The sequence below is a fragment of the Methylobacterium sp. CM6257 genome (assembly GCF_054611515.1).
In genome coordinates this window covers 4,561,339-4,582,807 of sequence record NZ_CM137735.1, presented here as the reverse complement: position 1 = coordinate 4,582,807, position 21,469 = coordinate 4,561,339, and the positions used below count along the sequence as shown (strand labels likewise).

Annotated in this window: 22 protein-coding genes, 1 tRNA gene and 2 pseudogenes; 13 read left to right on the top strand and 12 right to left on the bottom strand. The window is 65.9% G+C overall.

Going from position 1 to position 21,469, the window contains the following annotated elements; all coding sequences use genetic code 11:
* Positions 1–33 precede the first annotated feature (33 nt).
* Complete coding sequence (locus tag ACYCO6_RS22275; protein ID WP_459763367.1) at positions 34–354, bottom strand: rhodanese-like domain-containing protein; 321 nt, start codon at positions 352–354, stop codon at positions 34–36.
* Between the two features lie 118 nt (positions 355–472).
* Positions 473–1,756 carry a glycosyltransferase family 4 protein gene (locus tag ACYCO6_RS22270; RefSeq protein WP_459763364.1) on the bottom strand — a complete coding sequence of 428 codons (1,284 nt, stop codon included), beginning with the start codon at positions 1,754–1,756 and terminating at the stop codon, positions 473–475.
* A gap of 141 nt (positions 1,757–1,897) precedes the next feature.
* Between ACYCO6_RS22270 and ACYCO6_RS22265 the strand changes: the two genes are divergently transcribed.
* A tRNA-Pro gene (locus tag ACYCO6_RS22265) sits at positions 1,898–1,975 on the top strand.
* A gap of 288 nt (positions 1,976–2,263) precedes the next feature.
* Here ACYCO6_RS22265 and ACYCO6_RS22260 read toward each other — a convergent pair.
* Together ACYCO6_RS22260 and ACYCO6_RS22255 are read right to left on the bottom strand one after the other, a co-directional pair.
* The gene (locus tag ACYCO6_RS22260) at positions 2,264–2,401 is read right to left on the bottom strand and encodes a hypothetical protein (protein ID WP_459763362.1); all 138 of its coding nucleotides are present in this window, start codon (positions 2,399–2,401) and stop codon (positions 2,264–2,266) included.
* 21 nt (positions 2,402–2,422) lie between these two features.
* Positions 2,423–2,629, bottom strand: coding sequence for a DMT family transporter (locus tag ACYCO6_RS22255; protein WP_459763360.1), 207 nt, complete (start codon positions 2,627–2,629; stop codon positions 2,423–2,425).
* Positions 2,630–3,032: 403 nt separating this feature from the next.
* Here ACYCO6_RS22255 and ACYCO6_RS22250 point away from each other — a divergent pair, with 403 nt between their 5' ends.
* The 4 genes and pseudogenes from ACYCO6_RS22250 to ACYCO6_RS22235 form a co-directional block, all read left to right on the top strand.
* Positions 3,033–3,233: a Cache 3/Cache 2 fusion domain-containing protein gene (locus tag ACYCO6_RS22250; RefSeq protein ID WP_459763358.1), complete on the top strand. Its 201-nt coding sequence runs from the start codon at positions 3,033–3,035 to the stop codon at positions 3,231–3,233.
* A gap of 457 nt (positions 3,234–3,690) precedes the next feature.
* Positions 3,691–3,798, top strand: a pseudogene (locus tag ACYCO6_RS22245) (zinc-ribbon domain-containing protein); the annotation flags it as partial.
* Between the two features lie 98 nt (positions 3,799–3,896).
* A protein-coding gene (locus tag ACYCO6_RS22240; RefSeq protein WP_459762340.1) for an IS630 family transposase occupies positions 3,897–4,957 on the top strand; the annotation gives its coding sequence in 2 pieces (ribosomal slippage) (positions 3,897–4,398 and positions 4,398–4,957; 1,062 coding nt in all).
* Between the two features lie 24 nt (positions 4,958–4,981).
* Positions 4,982–5,173, top strand: a pseudogene (locus ACYCO6_RS22235) (IS110 family transposase); the annotation flags it as partial.
* 188 nt (positions 5,174–5,361) lie between these two features.
* Here the strand turns inward: ACYCO6_RS22235 and ACYCO6_RS22230 are convergent.
* Entirely contained in the window at positions 5,362–5,538 is a 177-nt protein-coding gene (locus ACYCO6_RS22230) for a hypothetical protein (RefSeq protein WP_459763356.1), read from the bottom strand.
* 50 nt (positions 5,539–5,588) lie between these two features.
* On the opposite strand from ACYCO6_RS22230, the gene ACYCO6_RS22225 reads away from it, so the two are divergent.
* Positions 5,589–5,798: a phage major capsid family protein gene (locus ACYCO6_RS22225; protein WP_459763354.1), complete on the top strand. Its 210-nt coding sequence runs from the start codon at positions 5,589–5,591 to the stop codon at positions 5,796–5,798.
* A 2,074-nt stretch (positions 5,799–7,872) separates the two neighbouring features.
* Here ACYCO6_RS22225 and ACYCO6_RS22220 read toward each other — a convergent pair.
* Positions 7,873–8,325, bottom strand: coding sequence for a BLUF domain-containing protein (locus ACYCO6_RS22220; protein WP_459763351.1), 453 nt, complete (start codon positions 8,323–8,325; stop codon positions 7,873–7,875).
* A 222-nt stretch (positions 8,326–8,547) separates the two neighbouring features.
* Between ACYCO6_RS22220 and ACYCO6_RS22215 the strand changes: the two genes are divergently transcribed.
* Positions 8,548–9,021, top strand: coding sequence for a PAS domain-containing protein (locus ACYCO6_RS22215; protein ID WP_459763349.1), 474 nt, complete (start codon positions 8,548–8,550; stop codon positions 9,019–9,021).
* A gap of 258 nt (positions 9,022–9,279) precedes the next feature.
* On the opposite strand, the gene ACYCO6_RS22210 is transcribed toward ACYCO6_RS22215, so the two are convergent.
* The gene (locus ACYCO6_RS22210; protein ID WP_459763347.1) at positions 9,280–9,987 is read right to left on the bottom strand and encodes a BA14K family protein; all 708 of its coding nucleotides are present in this window, start codon (positions 9,985–9,987) and stop codon (positions 9,280–9,282) included.
* A 437-nt stretch (positions 9,988–10,424) separates the two neighbouring features.
* Here ACYCO6_RS22210 and ACYCO6_RS22205 point away from each other — a divergent pair, with 437 nt between their 5' ends.
* The 3 genes from ACYCO6_RS22205 to ACYCO6_RS22195 all read left to right on the top strand — a co-directional run bounded on the left by ACYCO6_RS22205 (position 10,425) and on the right by ACYCO6_RS22195 (position 11,991).
* The gene (locus ACYCO6_RS22205; protein ID WP_459763345.1) at positions 10,425–10,643 is read left to right on the top strand and encodes a hypothetical protein; all 219 of its coding nucleotides are present in this window, start codon (positions 10,425–10,427) and stop codon (positions 10,641–10,643) included.
* A gap of 4 nt (positions 10,644–10,647) precedes the next feature.
* The gene (locus tag ACYCO6_RS22200; RefSeq protein ID WP_459763343.1) at positions 10,648–11,130 is read left to right on the top strand and encodes a hypothetical protein; all 483 of its coding nucleotides are present in this window, start codon (positions 10,648–10,650) and stop codon (positions 11,128–11,130) included.
* 342 nt (positions 11,131–11,472) lie between these two features.
* Positions 11,473–11,991 (top strand): Cache 3/Cache 2 fusion domain-containing protein, encoded by a 519-nt coding sequence (locus tag ACYCO6_RS22195; protein WP_459763341.1) that lies wholly within the window; start codon positions 11,473–11,475, stop codon positions 11,989–11,991.
* 473 nt (positions 11,992–12,464) lie between these two features.
* On the opposite strand, the gene ACYCO6_RS22190 is transcribed toward ACYCO6_RS22195, so the two are convergent.
* On the bottom strand, positions 12,465–13,379 hold the full coding sequence (locus ACYCO6_RS22190; RefSeq protein ID WP_459763339.1) for an NAD(P)H-hydrate dehydratase: 915 nt from the start codon (positions 13,377–13,379) through the stop codon (positions 12,465–12,467).
* Between the two features lie 145 nt (positions 13,380–13,524).
* Between ACYCO6_RS22190 and ACYCO6_RS22185 the strand changes: the two genes are divergently transcribed.
* Entirely contained in the window at positions 13,525–14,508 is a 984-nt protein-coding gene (locus ACYCO6_RS22185) for an NAD(P)/FAD-dependent oxidoreductase (protein ID WP_459763337.1), read from the top strand.
* A gap of 56 nt (positions 14,509–14,564) precedes the next feature.
* Here ACYCO6_RS22185 and ACYCO6_RS22180 read toward each other — a convergent pair whose 3' ends face one another.
* On the bottom strand, positions 14,565–15,026 hold the full coding sequence (locus ACYCO6_RS22180) for a cupredoxin domain-containing protein (protein ID WP_459763335.1): 462 nt from the start codon (positions 15,024–15,026) through the stop codon (positions 14,565–14,567).
* A 932-nt stretch (positions 15,027–15,958) separates the two neighbouring features.
* Here ACYCO6_RS22180 and ACYCO6_RS22175 point away from each other — a divergent pair.
* Positions 15,959–16,183, top strand: a complete 225-nt coding sequence (locus ACYCO6_RS22175; protein ID WP_459763333.1) for a hypothetical protein — start codon at positions 15,959–15,961, stop codon at positions 16,181–16,183.
* 421 nt (positions 16,184–16,604) lie between these two features.
* Here the strand turns inward: ACYCO6_RS22175 and ACYCO6_RS22170 are convergent, their stop codons facing one another.
* Positions 16,605–17,231: a hypothetical protein gene (locus ACYCO6_RS22170; RefSeq protein WP_459763331.1), complete on the bottom strand. Its 627-nt coding sequence runs from the start codon at positions 17,229–17,231 to the stop codon at positions 16,605–16,607.
* 550 nt (positions 17,232–17,781) lie between these two features.
* On the opposite strand from ACYCO6_RS22170, the gene ACYCO6_RS22165 reads away from it, so the two are divergent.
* On the top strand, positions 17,782–19,362 hold the full coding sequence (locus tag ACYCO6_RS22165; RefSeq protein ID WP_459763329.1) for a putative bifunctional diguanylate cyclase/phosphodiesterase: 1,581 nt from the start codon (positions 17,782–17,784) through the stop codon (positions 19,360–19,362).
* Between the two features lie 221 nt (positions 19,363–19,583).
* Here ACYCO6_RS22165 and ACYCO6_RS22160 read toward each other — a convergent pair whose 3' ends face one another.
* Together ACYCO6_RS22160 and ACYCO6_RS22155 are read right to left on the bottom strand one after the other, a co-directional pair.
* A complete protein-coding gene (locus tag ACYCO6_RS22160; protein ID WP_459763326.1) occupies positions 19,584–20,867 on the bottom strand; it encodes a TRAP transporter large permease in 1,284 nt (427 codons plus the stop codon).
* Positions 20,864–21,451 carry a TRAP transporter small permease gene (locus ACYCO6_RS22155; RefSeq protein WP_459763324.1) on the bottom strand — a complete coding sequence of 196 codons (588 nt, stop codon included), beginning with the start codon at positions 21,449–21,451 and terminating at the stop codon, positions 20,864–20,866. The genes ACYCO6_RS22160 and ACYCO6_RS22155 overlap by 4 nt, the downstream gene beginning before the upstream one ends.
* Positions 21,452–21,469: the final 18 nt, after the last annotated feature.

Sequence of the window (21,469 nt, the reverse complement as noted above, 5' to 3'; positions counted from 1 at the left end):
TCACGGCCGAGCTCGCCGGATGGATCCGGCGCGCTACTCGATGGCTTCGCCCGCGCCGTACCAGTCCTTGAAGCCGCCCTTGTAATGTTCGGCGATGTCCAGACCTGCATTCTGAACCGCCATGAGAGCGTGCACCGATCTTACGCCCGAGGCGCAGGAGAAGACGGGCCGGCGCCCATCCTCGGCGACAAGCGCTGCGACGGCCTGCGGGTCGAATGCGGACAGAGGATGTGAGACGGCGCCCGGGATATGCCCGGCCTCGTATTCATGCGGTTCGCGCACGTCGATGACTAGGATCGAGCCATCGCTGAGCCCGCGTTTGACCGTGTCGCGATCGAGGTCGACCACTCGCATCGGCAGGTTCTCCGTTCCGCCCGCTCTTGGCCCGTCTAATGGACTGACGCTTTCCCTTATTCGTCAGGGCGGAGCGGCGCAACTGACCGCCGCCGCACCGACGGAGCCGGGAGTCCGATCAGAGAGCCGCGAGCGTCGGGCCCACGGCCGCGAAGTGTCCCGGCCAGTCGGGCGGCTCGTAGCCCTGCAGGCGCTCGACCAGTTCGGCCCGCAGTGGCGAGTCCGGCTGCGCCAGCGCCTCGATCGCCTCCACCCAACCCATTCCGTCGAGCGGATCGCGGAACAGGGCAAAGTCGCCGGCGATCTCTCGATGGACCGGGATGTCCGAAGCTAACACCGGCAAACCCGAGGCCGCAGCCTCCACAACCGGTATCCCATAGCCTTCCGTGAATGAGGGCATCAGCAGGGCGGTGCTGCTGCGCATCAGCGCCGCGAGCCCGTGCGTGGACAGGCCGGTGGCCTCGATGACGTGGGCGCGCACACCGGGGCAGCGTTCCAGCATGTCGACGGCGCTCTCTGCCTCCCAGCCGCGCCGCCCGACCACGATCAGGCGCGGCGTGGCAGCGCCATAGCGCTCGGCCAGGAGCCGCCAGACTTGGAACAACAGGAGGTGGTTCTTGCGCGACTCGATGGTGCCGCAGACCAGGAAGGTTGGCCGGTCGGGCTGGAATAGGGCCCCCTCGCGCCCGAAGGCGGGTTCGACGCCGAGATGCCCGACCGCCACCGGCGGCCGCCCGAACCCTTCCGCGGCGAAATGGTCGAGGGTGCGCTGGCCAGTATCGGTCGAGTTCACCAAAATCGCGGCGGCGTGCCGCCCAATCGTGCGCATCCGCGCCCTGTGCCGGTCGGCCTCGCCCGGGCGCCCGTATTCGGGATGGGTAATCGGAATCAGATCGTGGACGAAGAAGGCCGCACGGACGTCGGGGCGCGCGTACAGCCAATCGAACCGGCGCGGATCGTCGAGGCGCAGATGAGAGGTGTGGAGGTAGAGCGCATCCCGGGGCAGGGCGGCGACGGGCCGGCCGCGCAGCGCGATATCGGCGGTCGTGCGTGCCTGGATCCGGCGCCGCTCGGCGGCGCCGATCGTTGGCTCAGCAGCCGAGCTTGCCGGCCTGGAAGCCGGATCGCCGCAGCGCGCCGCCAGCCCGCGATAGACCGGATCCGAAGCCGCGTCCCGATCCTCCACCCAGCCAGCCGCCACTGCCCCGACGATTGCGAGCGCGCGGTCGCGGTCGAGGATCCGCGGACCGAACGCCGTGGAGACGACGCCGACGCCCTGTCCTGACCGGCCGAGAAAGGCCCGGGCATAGGCAAGGTCGACGCGGTCGATCCCGGATGGACTCGCATGGCGCAGCCGTGTGACGAGGCGCGTGAGGTCGAAAGCGATCGGTCGGTCGGTCATGATCCTCGGGCGAAAGAGGGGGCGGATGGCTCCCGTAGCCGTCTGAGCCGGCGACGGCCAGCGCTTCCCGCCGCTGAGGTCCGGTTGAAGGGGTTGCGCAGCCGAGGCGCGAAGGCTAAGAGCGCCGAGCCCTCGCGGCGTCGGAGTGTAGCGCAGCCCGGTTAGCGCACTAGTCTGGGGGACTAGGGGTCGTGGGTTCGAATCCCGCCACTCCGACCATTATGCCGCAAGGACTTAGACCCGAGAACCGGCGGGTCTGGCTTCCTGAAAATCGTTGATCGGAAGCCAATCGGAAGCCACATCGCAGGATGCGTCGGCTATTCGCCATGCTGGCACCGGATTCCGCACGGGATGGCGACTGCAGCATTCTGACCGTCAGGTTCATCGCATCAGGTTGGCTACTCCCAGGAGCCTCCTGTCGCACCTCAGGCATGGGCGAACCCCGCATCGTGAGCCCGGCGTTTCAGCTGCTGCGCGAGAGCCTTCGTTAGCGCGTGCGACGTGGTTCTAGGTGTTTGGTCCCGCTGTGTGGTGGTCGAGGACGATCGAGGCAGTGACGCCCACCGACACGATGATGCCGAGGAACGACGCTTCCTCAGCGACTATTGAGGCGTAGAGTTGGGCGAGGACCAGCAAGACGCTCAACAGGCCTTCGAACTACGCACCTCAGGGTACTCGGGCTATCTGCTTTCCAGTCGGCAGCTCCAGCCTGCCGATCGCGCGACCACCGAGCAGCCGCGCGGCCGTGCTCACGAGCAACGTGATCAAGCCTGCCAATACGGGCAAACCGGAGGACTTGGATAAGGTCGCGTTCTGGCCGGGCTGGATCGCATTGGCGATGCCGGCGAGGATGGTGAGGCCGTAGAGCAGCAACTTGTCCGGCTACCGCCTGAACACGCGGCCAAGCTCCCCCATTAGGTTGGTGGGCGTGCTTCTGCCGCACCGATCCGCTGCGGGGCACATGATCGTGCCGGACCCGGCACAGTCGAATCCACCGAGTACAGGATCGGATAGCGGTATCGGCCTTGGGGGGAAGAGGTTGCCCTGCCAGCCCACTTGAAGGGACTGATTGCAGGCGGCGGGGCGGACCGGAAAACACCGATCGCCGCGAAAGCTACACGCTCTGCGGCTTGGCCGAACTCACCCAGATCAGCCTCTCCATAGCGGCCCTTCCAAGCGCCCGCTTCGGATCGTAAGCGGCCGTCACAACGACGTCTGCTTTTCCCGTTCCCAGTCCAGTCCAGAAGCGGACGGACCACAATCGGCCAGAACAAACGTGAATAAGGATGACGGATCGCGCGCGGTCGACATCATTCTGGATCCGGGAGGCAAGGCCGTCGCGACAATCACCAAGGCGGATGCTTATTTCGGCGAGGCCGATATCGTTGGTCACCCGTACACCGCCGGCTACGAGCCAATCCGCGCCTCGAGCAGCGGAGTGACCGGGATTTACTATGTCGGGTATCCGAAGAAGTAGGACCGAGCCTCGGCCGGCATCGTCTCAGCAGCCTCAGGAACGTAGGCGGCGGCGCCGATGGCCTGCGGATGACTCTGAGCAAATTCTTGTATAAAATAGCACAAATATAGCAAAGCTCAATCTTTGCTGGAGTTCGGCCATGTTCGATCCCTTCTCGGAATACCGGCATGTCGTAGCTGCTCCCTGCCCGACCGGGGATCCGAGCGATTGTCTCGCAGGAGCTTGGGCGTATGGAGTCTGTGGCGAGGATTGGGTTTGGAGCTGGTGCGATGCCGACAGGATCCGGATCGCATTCCGCCGCGAGAGCGACTGCGTCTCCTTTCTCGACCACGCGGGGTCGGCCTGTCCGATAGCGCCAGTAGGGCTGTACGACACTCCGCGAATGAGCCTCTGAGACCGGCTCTAATGCTCTGATCATCGGTACTCAGGCCGACAAGTTCGGGCCACGCCGGAGTGCAAGACATGCGGCGCCCAGATCGAAACCACGGCCCGGATCTGCCGGAACTGTGGTGCTGGCGTTGACCTGGTTAGTGGTGCAAAGCCTATGCAAGTTCTCGGGCTGTGACAGCTTATACCAACGGCGGCCGGGCGTGACTCCTTTTTGAATGACGGACTGGGTTTGGCGTGACTCTGTGCGTCCTGCTGAGTGGCGGGAGCGGTACGATGACACTTGCGATCACACGCCTGGATCTGACGGCCGAGGATCTTCGGCGTGCGGCGCGGTCGAGCCGGAGTGTTGCCCAAGCCCGTCGCTGTCTTGCGATTGCGTCCGTCCTGGATGGCCAATCGCGTACGGCGGCAGCGGAGAGCGCCGGGATGCAGAGACAAACCCTGCGGGACTGGGTGCACCGCTACAATGTGGACGGCGTTGCAGGGCTGATGGATCGGCCGCGTCCAGCACGTCCCGGCCTGCTGAGTGCGGCGCAACGGGCGGAGTTCGACCGGATCGTCGAGGCGGGTCCAGACGTGGCGGCGGACGGGGTGGTGCGCTGGCGCCGCCGCGATCTCAAGCGGGTGGTAGAGGCTCGCTTCGGCGTGGTCATGGCCGAGCGCACGATCGGGGATCTGCTGCACGCCCGCGGCTTCCGCCACGTTTCGGTGCGGCCGCGTCACCCGAACTGTGACGCGGCGGCCCAGGCGGATTTTAAAAAACCTTCGCCGCGCGGGTCGCGCAGGTGATCCCCGAGGAAGCCCGCGGCCAGCCGCTTGAGATCTGGTTCCAGGACGAGGCCCGGATCGGCCAGAAGGGCACGCTGGCCTACGTCTGGGCGCGCCGAGGCACGCGCCCGCGCGCCGTGCAGGACACGCGCTACGCCTCGGCCTACCTGTTCGGTGCCGTCTGTCCGCAGCGCGGCGTCGGCGCGGGCCTGGTGATGCCGCGCGCCGACACCGAAGGTCTCAACGCGCACTTGGCCGAACTCGCTCGAACCGTGGCGCCGGGGGCCCACGCCGTTCTCGTCCTGGACGGTGCTGGCTGGCACAAGAGCACTGATCTCGTCGTTCCCAGCAACATCTCGCTCCTGATGCTGCCGCCATACGCACCTGAACTCAATCCGGTCGAAAACATCTGGCAATACTTACGCCGCAACAAACTCGCCCATCGCCTCTACGACAGCTACGAGGCCATTGTCGAAGCGTGCTGCGACGCCTGGAACTGGCTCATTGCCGCGCCAGACACCATCACCGCCATCGCAAACCGGACATGGGCAAACGTGTCAGCATAACCCGCCGCTGGTATTAGTTGGCGAAGGCTCGGGGCGATCTCGAAGAGGGGCGAGCGCACGCTGCGGCGCCTGCTCATCATCGGCGGCAGCGCCGTGGTGCGGCAGGCATCCCGGACTGGGGTGGTCAAGGGATCGTGGCTGGACAAGATGCTGGCGCGCAAGTCACGCATGCTGGTGACGGTGGCGCTAACCAACAAAATGGCGCGCGTCGTTTGAGCCCTTCTGAAGGGCGGGAGCTACCGAGCTCCGGCGGTGGCCGCGGCGTAGAGCCGAGGCCGACGCCAGAGGCTGTCGGGGACGCCAGGTCGGTCGAAGGAGGGTATCGGATAACAAGCGCCTCATCCTCATCGTCCACGATTACGACAAGGCCGGCGTTCTCGGGGGCTCGATAGCGCAGTCTAATCTCAGCCACTGAAGGCGGCCTCGCTATTCCGGCGGTGCTCATCGAGCTTCGCAATCGCCGGTTCGGCAAGGCGCCGGGTCTGAGCCAGATGGCGGTTGAGGATCTTCTGAGCGTGCGCCTGGGAGTGCCCGATGATCGTCCCGATCTCCGAAACGGTGCAGGCCGCCTCGGCGAGCATGGTGACGGCCGTGCCTCGCAGATCGTGGAAGTGCAGGTCCTCACTTGGCGATGCCGCCCAACACCTTTCTCACCGGCGCGCTCGCCCACGCGGCACAGATCTTCGGTCGAGAGGATGCCAGCGTCCCGATCTCCGCCGAGGACCGGAACAACTTCGTGAAGAACAAGGTCCCAATCCTCGCGGAGGAGCGCCTGGCCCTGGTGGTCCGTCGGCCCCGGGCGCTGATCAAAGGCACCTTCGCTGTGCAAGGAAGCACGTGATCGCGCCCGTCCCCCGATACCGCCCGCACGGTCGAAAGCGACGCTTGGTACCGACACCCCGAGGTCCGCTCAGGCTGGCGGCCGAACCTTGGCTTATTCGCGAGCGGGCGTTCCGCCTGCGACTCCAAGCAGACCCTCACGACGTCCGCTGCGTGGCATTCCGACATACCGATCTGCTATGATTGGCTCCGTTGAGCAGGTTCGGTTTGGATGATCTCAATGGACATCCAAATCAGACCGATGGGCAAGGTTCGTCCGGACCATACCCAAATTGAGTAGCCGCGCTGCTCGGAACTCTGTAGCGAACCGCGCCGTATGAATTGGGCGGTCTATATGGGTTGAGTGGTCTGTGTCCGGACCGCGCGGATCTCAGGTGGGAGGGTCTATGCGTCTTCTCATCCGCATCATCATGGCAGCCAGCTTGATCATGGCTGACGCCGCTCAAGCCGCCTCCCTGACCGAGGCACAGGATGAAAGGCAGGCCGCAAACGAGCGGGCGGCGAGCTACCAGGCGCGCTTCAAGAACATCTTGGATCGCGACGAGAAAACCTGGAGGCGTCTCTCCGCCTCGATCTGCACTGGGTGTGGTTCGCCTCCGCCGCCTCTGGCGATCGACAAAACCAAGTCTTTGTACATGCCGCACCGTCGTGAGGCGGAAACACGGACACCGAACACCGATAAGACAGCCTCAACGTCAGCCACACAGTCGGCTTCGATCCAGAGTACTGCCCTGCACGAGCGTAGGAAGGGGCGCACCCGTGTGGTCCGGTCCACGCGTAGCTCTGTCCGCGTGGCGGCGCGAGTGCGGCGGCACGCTCGGTATGCGCGCCTGCGCATGGTCCGGCACCAGAGACACTTGGCTCTTCTCCAAATGCGGAAGCAACGGCAGGCTCATGCCCTGCTCACGTCTCGGGCGCGGCATCATACGCATCACGTGAAGCTGGCAGCTTGGTCGTTCAAGCCACCGTATAGGCCACTGTTCCCAGCTTGGGTCGTGATGTGGACGAGGTTCACGGCTGGCTTCGAGCGCCATCTGCGTCACGATCAGCAGGCGGGGAGGTGGCGCAGGCAGTGAACCGCTCTGGGTTTCCGGAAGTCGTTTCGTAGGTTCCGCTTCGGCGGCGCACGCAGAATAGCCGAAGCGGAGAACGGCCCGAGATCCTGTCCCCTGAGGTTTGCTTCGATCAGCGGACAGGCGTGTCGGCGGACGGGGTCTCAACGGGCTGTTTCGGCCTGCCGTCCAGAGTGCTTGGCGAGTTCAGCCCGGAGGCGCGCCACTTCGGCCTCGTGTCTCGCGGCAGAGGCTTCGATCCGCGAGCATAGATGGTCGTAGAACGAGTGTAGCGACTGCGTCAGGCGCATCATCGGTTCCTCCATCTGACAGTCGTTCACTTCCGCACGGTGGCTGACGCCCCGATCAAGCGGCTAGTGAACCACGAACCAAGACCTTGAGATTGGTTGCCCCTGGCCTGGCGCCAAGACCGGCTCGCGACGTGGCGCGCCAATCTATGCGCCAGCATCGGTGCACTTTGGGCATACGAAAACCGGACCAGCCGCTGCTGGCACGCAAGTCCGGTTCCGGCCGTAGCGCGCAAGGCCGCTCACCACCCTTCTCGGACATCGCCGTCGCCGAATCGATTCCGCTGACAGCCTGGAGCGCACTCCGCCGGAGCTGGCGCCGGTCCGGCGCAAGCGCGTTCGTGACACCAAGGGCTGAGAGCCGCACAGGCCGGACCGGCCGGCGGCCGAGATCCCCGATGACGCGTTCTTGCGGGTGCTGATGGAGGAGGCAGCTGGCGGGAAGAGCCTGAGGATCTGACCTCAAGCGCTCGAAGGCCGGCTCGGGAGTCGTGTCAAGCAGGCGGAGGCGGTGCAGGGCCGAGAGCCGTTCTGTATCCTTGTGTGCGGTGACGGGCATGGCCGTACCTTCCCGCAAATGAGGCTGCCGTCCAGCCAGCGATGCGGGAAACGCGAGCTATGGCGCAATGCCGAACCGACAGCGCCGGCCCTTAACCCATTAGCGGTCGTCAAGGGCCGTAAGGAGGGCCGGCCGTCGTGTACGCCCAGCAGCGTGTTAGCTCGCCAGGCGTTGATCCTGGCGCCGGTTGACCTCGAACTCCTGCAGATCAAGGGCAAGCCGAATGATCTGATCCGACTTGAGGCGAGCCGGTTCCAGCGGACCGCCAAGTCCGTGCCTCAGATAGACCTCCAGCACCTCCGGCGTGCGCATAGCGCCACCCATGGTCCAGTTCGGAAATAAACGACTTGGAACGTCGCGGACATTGACGATTGCGGCACCTGAGTGGCGCGCGTCACGAGCGATGCGCTTGTATGTCTCGCTGACCTGCGCGCGCTCACCCTCTAAGATCTGAACGAACCAAGTCTTGTCAAAGATCAAGAAGCCAGTAATGCCATCGCGACTGTTGTTGCGCTGAGAGATCGACAGGATCTCGCGCATGTTGGTCAGCATGGCACGGCTGTCGCCCGGCACAGTGTTGCGGCTGTAGTAGACGAGCTGGTGGATCATCGACCTCGTGCCTTGCTGCTTATGGCGGGTAGTGCGCCAGCGCTGAACCGCTCGCCCCGTCCGAAGGAAGGCTCGGTCTGCGCATCGCACGCGCAGAGTGTCCCTGATCCATTAAGATTTGCTGAGTTTGGCCCGGCTCTCCTATCGGAGGGCGAATGGCCACGTGGAGCGTTCGTTAACAGATCCTGATTTAGCTCCCGTTCTCGGAAGAGGGCTGTTGCTGTGACCATCGTGGAGCTTGTTCGACTGTTCGCGGAGCCGCTCGATACGGCGGTAGTCCTCACCGACGTTGACCTAGAGCGACCGGGCCCGACGGTCCTGTACGTCAACCCAGCCTTCGCCCGGATGAGCGGGTACTCCGAAACCGCAATCGTCGGTCACTCGCCGCGTTTGCTGCAAGGGCCCGGCACGCGACGGGAGATCACCCGGCAGGTCGCGCGCAAGGTTCGGGCAGAGGGCCGGTTCCACGCTGTTTTGGAGAACTATCGCAGCTCGGGTCAGGCCTACCTGTGTGAGCTCGATGCCCGTCCGCTGCTGGATCGCGATGGTCAGCCCCTTGCCTTCATCGCGTTTGAGCGGGAGGTGGTGCGCCGAAGGGGGCGTCCCTCACGTGATGTTGCGGGGCGATATACACCAGCTGCTCCGGCGCACCTCGACGTGAGCACGCTTCAGCTCCAGCCCACAATCTTCGGCTGATTCGCTCATCGGGCATGGAAGCCGATGCTGCTCCATGCGTCGTGTATGCTGGCGGCCGCATATGCCGCCGCCCTGCTGACACGCGGTCGGGAGCTCGGTTCTCCACCGGGCCGTCGACGCGGAGACCTGGACGGCGCAGCTCACCGCGGAGACCCGGTTCGCGCGCTGCGGCCTGCCGCCCTTGGGCAACGACGCGGATCATGCGCGACGTCGCGCGGACGCGCCTGCCCGCCGCGTCGCGCTCGATATGATCGCGACTCAGCGGCAGGGGTGACGCCGACCATCTCGGCCGAGATAGGTTCCGGTTCGCGGGTCGTACGACCGGAAGCGACGGGCGCAGTAGCGGTCGTCATCGGTGGCGCGGTATGGTTCGGTATCGGCGTCGCCGTAAGTGACCGGTGCGTAGCCGCCATAATATCCGGCGTCGTAGCCGTACTCGTATCCCGGATAACTGTAGTATCCCGGATAGCCGTAGCCCCCGTAGAGGCCTCCCGCGGCCAGTCCCAGGCCAAGCCCGCCGAGCGCATATCCACGCCGGCCGTAACCGTGACCATAGGAACGTCCATAGAATCCGCGGTTGAGGCCGTAATGTCGGTGAAGGCCATAGCCGCGGTTGACGGCGATTCCCTGTCCGAAGCTGCGGTTGGGGACGGCGCCGACAAGTGGAGTCCTGAAGTTGTGATTGCCGAAGCCGCGATTGGCGAAGCCGCCGCCTGCCACCGCGGCCCCGAGGTTGTGATTGCCGAAGCCACGATTGGCGAAGCCGCTGGCTGCCGGAGCTCCGAAGTTGTGGCCGCCGAAGCCGTGATTGGCGAACCCGCCGCCCGCTGCCGCAGCCCCGAAGTTGTAATTGCCGAAGCCGTGATTGGCGAAGCTGCCGCCTGCCTGCGCTCGGGACACTGTAGGAGCCGCCGCAAGGGCGCCCGCGATGATTGCCGATGCTATCGCCTTGGCCGTCTGGATCATGGTCGTCACTCCGGCTGTGTTGATTCTGTAATTATCAACGTCGCGCCAAAGCTGCCATTCCCGCTTCCTTTTGTCCTGCGACCGGATCGCTGCGCTGATCGGCGGCCGAATGGCTCCTCGTCTATCCGCAGAGTGGCGCTTCGAGCATGGGTTTCCGCGGTGTAGTGCTGCTCGTGACCGTGCTGACCAGACGGTTCACGGTGCGACCGCTCGGTCGCCCTATCGAAGCGACCGGTGACGTGCCGCAACTGCGCGAGCGCCACACGCTCGGCGTGGCCCCGCAGCAGCGGGAGCGGTAAGGCCGCATCGGCATTGCGGTTTTCCTCAACGATCCACAGCGCTCCACCGCGATCCCGGCGCTGGCCGACAGAACCATTGAACCCCGGCCTCGTCCGGCGCTTTGTTCTGCATCTGTTCTCGAAGGGATCCAGACCGCGATGCACGCTCAGCCGCACGAGCCGCCCGTGGAGCTCCGCCTCACCGAGGCCGAGGCGATCGCATTGCGCTACTACCGGGCCGCCCAGCGCGATGGCTGGACGGCTCTGGTGCAGGCCATCGCCGACGCGCTCGCCGACCTCGACGCGGCCGAGCAGCGGCTGGCCGGGCAGGGGCGGCTGGTCTCACACGGCTACGCGCGCGGCCGCCTGAACGGCTGAGGCGATGGTTCAGCGCTTAGGGGACATCGCCGGCGACCGGCTGGCCATCGACTGCGCGCCCTGCCGTCGCCACGGCAGCTACCGCCTCGACGGGTTGATGGCGCGCTTCGGGCCGGAGATCGCGACGCGCGACCTGCTGCGGGCGCTCACCGCCTCGTGCCGCCACCAGCGCGGACCGGGCGCCAAGGTCGCGCGCCCGTACGAGCACCAGTGCCTGGCGACGCTGCGTCTGCCCAAAGCCGTCAGCCTGGAGCCGCCGGTCCCGCCCGGCACGCCGTTTGCCATCGAGGTCTGGGACGAGCGCGGCCGTGTCGAGCTGCGGCTCGGGGTGATCTACCCGCTGGACGGCGCGCGCGCGGCGTTCGCGGCGGTCAAGGACGCCTATCCGAACAACGAGGTCACGTTGCGGCAGGCGGCTCGGGTGGTGTGCCGGCGCGAGCGGCCGGGCGCGCCGGCCCACGTCGATGCCGATCCGGGTGGCCGGTGAAGCCCACGCTCCACCACCTCCGGCAGTCGAGGCGCAGATCCCGACCGGCCCAACGTGTGCGACGGGTGGTGAGCGGACGTTCGACCGCCTGATCCCGCGGGCTTGCTTCCCTACCGAAAGCCGACCTTCGCCGATTGGGCGTTATGATGCGTCACAATCTGCCGCGATGACCAGGAACGCGAGGACACACAACCCTGTCAGCCATGCCTCACACGTCTAACTGATGGTGGTGTCCCGTCTTATCAAGCAGTGCGAACAGAAGTGATTAGAATCCGCGCTTCGGTTCACAGCGCAATCCGAATTGTCGTCACATCGATGTGGTGAAGGCGGAGGGAGACGATCATGAAGACACCTCTACTCACCCTGTCAATTTTGGCCGCCCTCGCCGGCGCGGCCCTTCCGATGTCCGCACGCGTCGCGGCCGCCGCCGAGGATGTCCAGACGGCCATGCAGCGCCTGAAGGCGAAGACTGCCGAACTCGGTGCTCCGAGCGTGAAGGGGGAGGATGCCGTCGCCGGAAAGACCGTCCCGGCCCTCTATTTCGGCCAGACCAAGATGAACAACAATTTCGCCGTGGTGGACGCCGTGCAGAAGGACGTGGGCGGGACCGCGACGCTGTTCGTCAAGAGCGGCGGCGAGTTCGTGCGCGTCGCCACCAACGTCAAGAAGGACGACGGCTCGCGCGCGATCGGCACCGTCCTCGACCCGAAGGGAAAAGCCTTCGCGGCGATCACGAAGGGCGAGGCCTATTTCGGTGACGCCGACATTCTGGGCAAGCCCTATACGACGGGCTACGAGCCGATCCGCGATGCCAGCAGCGGCGTCATCGGGGTCTACTATGTCGGATACCCGAAGAAGTAGGGCTTGGTGAGCTAGGCCGCGACGCAGCGAAGCGTTCCAAAAGGGCCTGTCCGTGTGGAATGCTCCAGACGACCACCAAGACCGTTCCAAACGGAGGGCGTAAGTTTCCGGAACGCCTCGGCCTCGAAGCCCTCGAACCCATCGAAACAGCCAAGTTCGCCTGTCGGCGCTGGGAGGGCTCCTCCAGAAGGTCCGCTACGCCATTGCAAGCGGTCCTTCGCTGGTTGCACCTAAATGACTGCGCAGGGTCGAAAGCGGCCTTTGAGCCACCCATCATACTGCCGCGATTGCCGGCCCACTATTCATAGCAGCCCGCGGTAACGCCAGCCTGCAGAATCAAGGACATCGCCCCGACGGTTAGCCTTGCGCAGGTTCGAGCCGCGGCGCGGTCAGGCCGAAACCGACCGCGCGGGTTCTGGGCCAAGAACAGGCCTGCAAGGCCGCGCCGCACTGAGGGCAGACCCTGTGCGATCCTAGTCCGCGTTTCGACTCACATCCGCGCCCGCGGCCGCGGTCTCCTGCAGGATGGTCGGCACTGCGTCGGCGATCTCGCGCGCGAGGAAGCCGACAGGACCGATCCGGTCCGCCAGCCGCCGACCGGCCTCGCCGTGCAGGAAGACGCCCCAGAGCGCGGCCGTGAGGACGTCTGTCCCTCGGGCCAGAAGCCCCGCCAGGACGCCCGCGAGGGCGTCGCCGGAGCCCGATGTTGCGAGACCCACGCCGCCCCCGCGGTAGTGCCACCGCTCTCCGGCCGCGCTGACCACCCAGGTCTCCGCGCCCTTCAAGATGACGGTGCAGGCGAGCCGCTCCGCTGCCCGCATGGCCGCTGCCAGCGGATCCGCCTCGACGGCCTCGCGCTCCATGTCGAGCAGTTGGGCCATCTCGCCCGCATGCGGGGTGATCAGAGCCCGACCGCCGCAGGATCGGACCGTATCGGAATGGGTGCCGAGACCGCAGACGGCGCCGGCATCGAGCACGAAGCTGGCCGGCGCCTCTCCCGGCAGCAGCGACCGGACGAGTTGCTCCGTCGCGTCGCCGGAGTTCAGGCCGGGCCCCACGAGGATCGCGTCGCAGCGTTGCGTCAGGGTGGGAAGCCGTTCCGAGAGCCGCGACGGATCGATCTCGCCTTCCGCCGTCCCGCCGAGCGCGATGACTCGCGCTTCGGGCACGGCGACACCGATGGCCGTCGCCGCACTCTCGACCGTCGCGATCCGCAGCCGGCCCGCCCCGGCCCGCAGCGCCGCGACTCCGGCCAGCAACGCGGCTCCCGGCAGCTCCGCCGAGCCGCCCAGGACGAGGACGGTGCCGCGCTCCTCCTTGCTGCCGGCCTCCGGGATCGGCAGGGGACGCCCGTGGAGACTCTCCGCATCGAGATTGTTCACACGCATCGGGACATGCTCGTTTGGACGCAGGGAGTGTCGCGGATCGAGCCGTCCGCGTCCGGGTCCGGACGAAACGCGGCGGCAGGATGTGGAACCCGCCGGCGCCGAAGCGGGTCCTTGCGTCAGATGCGTCATTACGATCGGGCCAGCCATGCCGCAGCACCGGCTTCGGGAGCAGCAGTTCCTCGATTGCCTCATCATCGGCGGCGGACCGGCCGGCCTGACGGCAGCGCTCTACCTCGCCCGTTTCGGGCGCGCCTTCGTCGTTGTGGATTCCGGCCGCTCCCGCACGGCCTGGATCCCGGTCAGCCACAACATGCCGGTCTTTGCCGAGGGGATTTCGGGGCAGGACATCCTCGACCGACAGCGCGCGCACGTCGCACGATACGGCGGGCAGATCCTCCCGGGGCTGGTGACGCACCTCGCGCGGGTGCGCGGCGGTTTCCGGGCCGCCATCCAGGCCCCCGGTGCGGACGGAACGCGGGAGATTGAGGCCCGGCGTGTTCTCCTCGCCACCGGGGCCGAGGATGTGGAGCCCGACCTCCCGGAACTCCCGGATGCGATCCGGCGTGGGCTGGTGCGCTACTGCCCGATCTGCGACGGCTACGAGGCCCGAGCCAAGCGCATCGCGGTGATCGGCTACGGGGACCGCGGCCTCGGGGAGGCGGTCTTCGTCGCGCGGACCTACTCGCAGGATGTGACGCTGATGACCCTCGGCCAGGGACTTGAGCTCGATGCGGCCCAGCGCGAGCGCGTGCGCGAACACGGCATCACGGTCATCCCGGAGCCGGTCGTGAGCCTCGACGTGGAGGACGGACGGATCACGCTGCTCCGCACGGCCGACGGGGAGCGGCACCGATTTGAGGTGCTCTATTCGGCACTCGGGCTAAAACTGCGCTCCGAACTCGCCCAAGCGCTCGGGGCCGACCATGACGAGACCGGAGCGATCAAGGTCGACGAGCACAACCGCACGAGCGTGCCAGGTCTCTACGCGGCCGGCGGCGTGGTGCGCGGTCTCGATCAGGTCGTGGTGGCGATGGCGCATGGGGCGGTCGCCGCCACGGACATTCACAACCGGTGCGAGTTGCCGACCGAGGAGGAGCTCGAGGGCTCAGAAAAGCCTGCCGGTTCCTGAGCCGGCAGGGATTCCCTTTGGGCGCGGCCAGGTTCGATGGACGCGGGAGACCGGCGCTATTGGGCGGCGGGGGCGAGCGTCAGGGTCCCCTTGAACGGTTGGGACCGGTCGTTCACGCTCGTGCAGCCGTACGGGTACTGGCCCGCCGCGATCGTCCGGACGCGAAGCTCCCCCTTGCCGTTCTGCTTGACCGTGTACCCCTCGTTGCTCGCGACATGCACGACGTCGCCGTCATGATGCAGGACGTTCTTGTTCTCGAAGATCTGGGGCGCCGTCAGCACGATCTGGCTGGAGGAACGGTTCTGGACGTGGATGCTGACATCCGTGTTGGCGGGCAGGCGCAGCTCGGCGGGCGCGCATTTCGCGGCGCCATCCTCCACCGTCATGGTCAATTCGACCGACGGCATGGTCTCGGCCGCGCCGGCGGGGCCAACCACGAGGAGCGCGGCGGCCAGCGCCGGAGCGAGACACGAGGCCGGAAACCCGTTGAGGCGAAGAAGACCGGATCCAGAGGTCATGCGCACTGCTCTCGCTATCTGATTGCAACTATCGGCATTGCCTCAACCGCGCGAGCGAAGGCGCAGTTCAAACCCCGATCGCGGGAGCAAACGCGTATCTTCAATCCTCGACAGGACGCCGGCTACGCCGCCGGTCCACCGACCCGCGACGCCGCCCCGGATTGCCGAGCGGACAATCGGAGCGATCACGACCAGGCTCCGAGAGGCCGCGTAAGACCCCGTGCCTGCAACGTCGCCCTGCTGGCTTCAGCGATTGGAGGACGTCGATCTGACGGGCGCGACCCTGCGCAGGATACTCCTAATGTGGGCACGAAGCGCCGCAATATCCCGCCCCGGCTTGACCGGTTCCGCCGCCGACACCGAGGTGACTCTCACGTCGTCGATCATTGGATCCTGCACTGCGAGATGGCGATGCACCCTAGCGCCTGAGCGGGCGGCCGAACACATCATTTCATATGCAAAAATAATCGGGGAGCGGCCCGTTCTACGTAGAGCGGCAGCGCGATGCCCTGCCAGGCATTGCTTATCGATCAACTTTGGCCGGGATGAGCGGTCCAGTCTGATCCGTCTACAGTTTTGGAGACAATTATTTCGCGCAATCGATGTTGAAAGTTTTTTGAGGGGGCTGACGCGATCCGTTGGATCGGGACCGCGCGCAAGATGTCTTTAGCAGTCCCGACCTCCGGACATGAGGATATCGTGATCGACGAGACAGTGAAGTCCCGGAAGCCGCATCGGACCCGGGACCTGTATCGGCGCTCCGACATCCACTCGGGTCGAAATCGAGGGGCGTCCCAGCCGATGCGGTCGGGAGATGATGGAGAGCATCAACCTGCGCCCGATTCAGGAGGCACGACCCAAAGCGAGGCTCCTGCCACTCGGACTTATGGCCAGACCTGCGCCAGACGCATCTTGGAGCCGCGCAACTGAAGGTGTCCATCGAGATCTTCTTCGGCGATCCGCAGGGAGGCGAACGCCGGGTGGATGGCGCCCCGGCATTCTTCGATGATCCGAAGGTGATTGAACTCGTCCTTGCCTTAACAAGCATCGCCGACGAGACGACGCGCAGCGGCATCCTGTCCATCATGAAGGACGCCGCGGCGCTCCATCACAGCCGTACGCTCGACGGGCCGCAGAAATGCGGCGTGGCGGATTGAGGGCACAGATTCTACGCAGAATCCGCATTTGATCGCGGCTACTTCAACTTATACGCGAGCTCGATCACAGCGCGAGGGCGCCATGGACGGGCGGGACGGTTCCATCGTCATCCTGATAGCGAGCGCCTATCTCGGCGGGGCGGTGGCGTTTGCTGCGTGCTGGCCGCACGGCCTCCTCCTTGCCATCGCGGCGGCCCCGATCGGCGGAAGCCTAGCGGCACTCGTCGTTGCCCTGCTGCTCTATCGACGTCGCGCCGCTCTCAGGAATCGACCGCTAACCGGAATACGTTCGGTCCCGCCGGGGGTAGCGGGTTCCGGCCGGCGAGCGCGTTGATCGGCGGGGTCGCGTCTGAAGGTTCGGCCCGAAGCGGGGAAGGCGTCACGGCCTCGGCCCCCAGCTGACTTATGGTGCGGGTGGGCCTCAGTGACGCCGTAGCACCTGCTTGAACCGGCTGCCCGCATGAGGATCGACGTAGTGAAGAAGTGCGGTGGCGCGGACCGCGTCGGCATCGCAGGGCTCATTCGTGTGCAATGAGCGGTAGCCCCAGAAGAAGTACAGGCTCCCAGGCTTGAGAGAGAGGCGGATCACGCGCTGGCTACCCCGGTGGTAGGCGGCCTGGAGGAGCGCCTGTGTGAGTGGGTTGTCGACCAGAACCTTGTCCACGAGGTTGGCGAGATAGCTCCGGCGCAGACTGCGGGTGTTCGGATGGATGATCAATCGGCCCGGGGCGCCGTGGTCCGGCATCGTGATGGGAATGAGCGCGGTCAGCACGTAGGAATCGAAGTGGAAGCGCATCGAGTGCTTCCTGGCCCCATTCCCGGAGAGGCAGCGCAAGATCTGGTAGAAGCCGACATCGGGAGCGGGACGGCCAGTCTCGCGCTCGTAGATGCCGCGGCACAAGGCCACGAAGCTCGGGTCGTCGGGCAGGTTCGCGAGAAACGTTCCGCCGAGATCCTCCGTCCCGGTGAAGCCGACATACTCCCCACCGTTGGCCGCGACGGCCTCGGCAACGAATGCCCGCGCGTCCCGCAACGCATCCGGACGCACGAAGTCCTCGACGACCGCGTAACCCCGACGGGTTATCTGATCCGCCAGGGCGTCGGCGCGCGCGCCAGATAGATCTCCACACAAAAAATGCACGTCAGCACCCCCCTTACGCGAAGATCGGCCTCTCTTGAATCAATCTAAACTGGTACATTGTTATTAACTTGCTGCCTTTCAGCAGTTCAGGTCAAGCGGAAGTTTTGAACGTACTGTGAAATCCTGACCGAGTTTGGGCCGCGACGCCCCGCATCAATCCATTGGGCGACGTCCCGGCGTGACCGGAGGTTCCGCGCGGCAAACGGCGGCTGTGGGATCCGGGCGGTCCGGCTTCGCCAGCTTGGAGCGTCCCCGTCCAACACGCAGCGGAAGCTGGCAGGGAGTCGTATCGCGACAATGTCCGTTCGCAACGGCCGATGGCGCTTAGCGTTAAGCCGGCTTGAACCACGTTCACCTGGCCCGCCGAATAAAAGCAGACAATGGCACCGACGATTGGATTTACAGCCTCTTAGCATTTGGCATGCTTTGGTCGCGCGCTGAAAACCGGACACAAAACATGCCGAGCGAAACGTCGACCGCGTGGGGCCGCGGCGAGCTGTACGAGACTCTGTGCCTGCTCACGATCGGCGTCGGGATCTGGTTCGTCGGCGTCACGCTCGGGACCTTCGACCTCCTGAACGGCGTCATTCGCATCTATGGCCTCAATGATCTCCTCATGCTGGCAGCCTGCATGGGGTTGGCCTTGTGCGGCGCCAGTGTCCGTAAATCGATCCTCCTCCGACGGCTGATGCTGGAGCGGGACGCGGCGGCCGCGCAGGCCGAGGCCATTGCCCGGCACGACGGCCTCACGGGCTTGGCCAACCGGCGCAGGTTCATCGACGCCGTGGAGCGGGCGCATGCCGCGGCGGCCGCTGAGCCGACCTCGGCGGTCCTGCTGATCGACCTCGACCGCTTCAAGCCGGTCAACGACCTCTACAGCCACGCGGCCGGCAATGCCGTCCTCTGCGCCGTGGCCGAGCGCCTCCAGCAGCTCCTGCCGCCCGGCGGCGTGGCGGCCCGGCTCGGTGGCGACGAATTCGCCATGCTGGTTCCGGTCGAGCACGGCAGCGAGGGGCTGACCCGCTTGGCCCAGGCGGTCATCGCCAGCATCTCCGAGCCGGTCTCCTGGAATCAGAACGACCTCAAGGTCGGCGCGACGGTCGGGGTCGCGGTCGTCGCCACCGACCACACGGATGCCGATGCGGTTCTGCACGCGGCGGACCTCGCCATGTACCAGGGCAAGAAGGAAGGGCGCGGCAACTACCGCTTCTTCCGAAGCACGATGGACGAGGAGTTGCGCGCCCGGGCCCGGATGGAGACGGAGTTGCGCACCGCCATCGAGACCGGCGCGATCGAACCCTACTACCAGCCGGTGGTCTCGCTGCCCGAGAAAGAGATCGTCGGCGTCGAAGTGCTTGCGCGCTGGCGCCACCCGACCCGGGGCCTCGTCGGCCCGACCGAGTTCATCCCGGTGGCGGAGGAGACCGGCATGATCGCCGATCTCAGCTACAACTTGATCCGCCGCGCCTGCATCGACGCACGGGCTTGGCCACCCCACCTGATCCTGGCGGTGAACATCGCGCCCCACCAGTTCCAGGATGCGTGGCTCGCGGAGCGCATCCTCGCGATCCTAACCGAGACCGGATTCCCGCCGGGGCGCCTCGAAGTGGAGATCACCGAGAGCGCTCTGATTCAGGATCTGGAGGCGACGCGCGCCACCCTGCTGTCGCTGCGGCAGCTCGGTGTGCGCATCGCGCTCGACGATTTCGGCACCGGCTATTCCAGCCTGTATCACCTGCGCGAGTTGAAGTTCGACAAGCTGAAGATCGACCGGAGCTACGTCGACGCGATCACGATGAGCGACGAGCGTGCCAAGCTGGTCGACGCCATCATCAAGCTCGGCACGAGTCTCGGCCTCTCCACCACCGCGGAGGGCATCGAGACGGATGCGAGCCTCGACTGGCTGTCGGACCAGGGCTGCCATTTCGGGCAGGGATACCTGTTCGGCCGGGCGATGCCGAAGACGGAGATCGACGACATCCTCGGCACGGATGGGAGCCGGCCGGTTCCGATCGACGCGCTCGCACAGGCTTCCTAGCATTACGGTGCTGCCGCGTCGCTTCGCATGCAGATAGCCGACCGGCAGCCACGTCAGGCTCGACCTCGAAGCGCGTCCGCGGTTTGATCGGCCGTCGAGATCTTCGCCGGATGGGATCGGCATCGGCGCGCCGTCGCGACGCCTGCCACTCTCTCACGGTCGGCCCGACGATCGTCCGATCCGAGAGCCTTGCCGGCCTCACACCGCTCGGTCAGCCCTTCTCACATCGCCCCGAGCACCCGCGGTAGCCAGAGGGACAGACCGGGCCAATAGGTCACCAGAATCAGGAAGGCCAGCATCGTCAGGAGCCAGGGCATCACCGCGATCGTCAGCTCGGAGATGCCCATATGGGCGATGCCGCTCGCGACGTAGAGGTTGAGCCCCACCGGCGGATGGCAGAGGCCGACCTCCATGTTGACCGCCATGATGATCCCGAAATGGATCGGGTCGATCCCGAGCTTGATGGCGATCGGGAAGAGGATGGGTGCCATGATCAGCAGGATCGAGGACGGCTCCATCACGTTGCCGGCGATCAGCAGGATGATGTTGACCACGAGCAGGAAGACCAGCGGGCTGAAGTTCATCGCGATCAGCCAGGCCGCCATCGCCTGCGGGATGTTCTCCGAGGTCATCAGGAAGGAGAACAGCACCGCGTTGGTGATGATGTAGAGGAGCATCGCGCTCATGTTGGCCGAGGCGAGGAGCACGCGGGGCACGTCCGAGAGCTTCAGGTCGCGGTAGACGAAGACCGCGATGACGAAGGCGTAGACGGCCGCAGTCGCTGCCGCCTCGGTCGGCGTGAAGATCCCCGCGTAGATGCCGCCGATCACCATCACCACGAGGAACAGGCCCCAGGCGCTCTCGCGGAAGGCGCGCAGGCGCTCCCCCCAGGAGGCTTTCCGCATGCGCGGGTAGCCGCGGCGCTTGGCGATGACGAAGGTGACGCTGGCCAGCATGGCCGAGAGGACGATGCCCGGCATCACGCCGGCCAGGAACAGGTTGCCGATAGAGGAATTCGTCGACACGCCGTAGAGCACGAGGATGATCGACGGCGGCACGAGGATGCCGAGCGCCCCGGAGGTGGTGATCACCCCGGCGCCGAAGCGCTTTGGATAGCCCTCGGCCACCATCGCCGGCAGGATGATCGAGCCGATGGCCACCACGGTCGCCACGCTCGATCCCGACACGGCGGCGAACAGCGCGCAGGCGACCACCCCGGCGAGCCCGAGGCCGCCGGGCCAGTGTCCGACGAGCGAGGTCGTGAACGCGATCATCCGCCGGGCGACGCCGCCATGGGCGAGGAAATTGCCGGCGAGGATGAAGAACGGGATCGCCATGATCGAGAAGTTCTCGATCCCGGTGAACAGCTTGAGCGCCACGCTCTCGATCGGCACGTGAGTGAGCGTGAACAGGAAGGTCAGCACCGTCAGACCGAGCGCGATCGAGATCGGCATGCCGGTGAGCATGAGGGCGATCAGGAGCCCGAAGATGATCAGGCCGCTCATGCCGGGCCTCCCTCGCGACCGAGCTGGATCGGGTCGATCCCCTCGACGGTCTCGACCCCGTCGACATGGGCGTGGTCACGGGCCGGAAGGTGCCCGGTTCTCAGGTAGCCCCACGCGACCTGCAGGAAGCGGAAGCACATCAGGTACGAGCCGAGCGGGATCGCGAGATAGACGATCCAGACTGGAATCTCCATGTCGGGCGTGGTCTGGTCGGTGTGGCCGATGCGCCAGACGAAACTCGCGCCGAGCGTGCCGACGATGCCGGTGAACAGCGCGCCCGCCGCGAGGCTGACGAGGACCAGGGCGCGGCGCGCGCCCGGCGGCAACCGGTTGACCAAGACGTCGACGCCGACATGGATGCCGGTGCGCACGCCGTAGGCCGCGCCGAATTTCGCGACCCAGATGAACATGTAGATGCACAGTTCCTGCGACCAGCCGAAATCGATCTGGTCGGTGTAGTCCTGCAGCGCAGGGATCCCCGACAGAAAGCGGTGGACCACCGTGGCGAAGGTGATGACGGTTGCGGCCGCCATCAGCGTTCCGATCAGCACCTCTTCGAGCCGATCGAGGATTTTCAGAAACATGGTCTGTCAACGTGGCGC

Bases quoted from the DNA above. Each gene is read 5' to 3' on its own strand.
- ACYCO6_RS22165 (WP_459763329.1), top strand. From the start codon at position 17,782: ATGCCGAGCGAAACGTCGACCGCGTGGGGCCGCGGCGAGCTGTACGAG.
- ACYCO6_RS22225 (WP_459763354.1), top strand. From the start codon at position 5,589: ATGCCGCCCAACACCTTTCTCACCGGCGCGCTCGCCCACGCGGCACAG.
- ACYCO6_RS22185 (WP_459763337.1), top strand. From the start codon at position 13,525: ATGCCGCAGCACCGGCTTCGGGAGCAGCAGTTCCTCGATTGCCTCATC.
- ACYCO6_RS22190 (WP_459763339.1), bottom strand. From the start codon at position 13,379: ATGCGTGTGAACAATCTCGATGCGGAGAGTCTCCACGGGCGTCCCCTG.
- ACYCO6_RS22205 (WP_459763345.1), top strand. From the start codon at position 10,425: ATGCACGCTCAGCCGCACGAGCCGCCCGTGGAGCTCCGCCTCACCGAG.
- ACYCO6_RS22155 (WP_459763324.1), bottom strand. From the start codon at position 21,451: ATGTTTCTGAAAATCCTCGATCGGCTCGAAGAGGTGCTGATCGGAACG.
- ACYCO6_RS22270 (WP_459763364.1), bottom strand. From the start codon at position 1,756: ATGACCGACCGACCGATCGCTTTCGACCTCACGCGCCTCGTCACACGG.
- ACYCO6_RS22275 (WP_459763367.1), bottom strand. From the start codon at position 354: ATGCGAGTGGTCGACCTCGATCGCGACACGGTCAAACGCGGGCTCAGC.
- ACYCO6_RS22180 (WP_459763335.1), bottom strand. From the start codon at position 15,026: ATGACCTCTGGATCCGGTCTTCTTCGCCTCAACGGGTTTCCGGCCTCG.
- ACYCO6_RS22195 (WP_459763341.1), top strand. From the start codon at position 11,473: ATGAAGACACCTCTACTCACCCTGTCAATTTTGGCCGCCCTCGCCGGC.
- ACYCO6_RS22200 (WP_459763343.1), top strand. From the start codon at position 10,648: ATGGTTCAGCGCTTAGGGGACATCGCCGGCGACCGGCTGGCCATCGAC.
- ACYCO6_RS22210 (WP_459763347.1), bottom strand. From the start codon at position 9,987: ATGATCCAGACGGCCAAGGCGATAGCATCGGCAATCATCGCGGGCGCC.
- ACYCO6_RS22220 (WP_459763351.1), bottom strand. From the start codon at position 8,325: ATGATCCACCAGCTCGTCTACTACAGCCGCAACACTGTGCCGGGCGAC.
- ACYCO6_RS22230 (WP_459763356.1), bottom strand. From the start codon at position 5,538: ATGCTCGCCGAGGCGGCCTGCACCGTTTCGGAGATCGGGACGATCATC.
- ACYCO6_RS22160 (WP_459763326.1), bottom strand. From the start codon at position 20,867: ATGAGCGGCCTGATCATCTTCGGGCTCCTGATCGCCCTCATGCTCACC.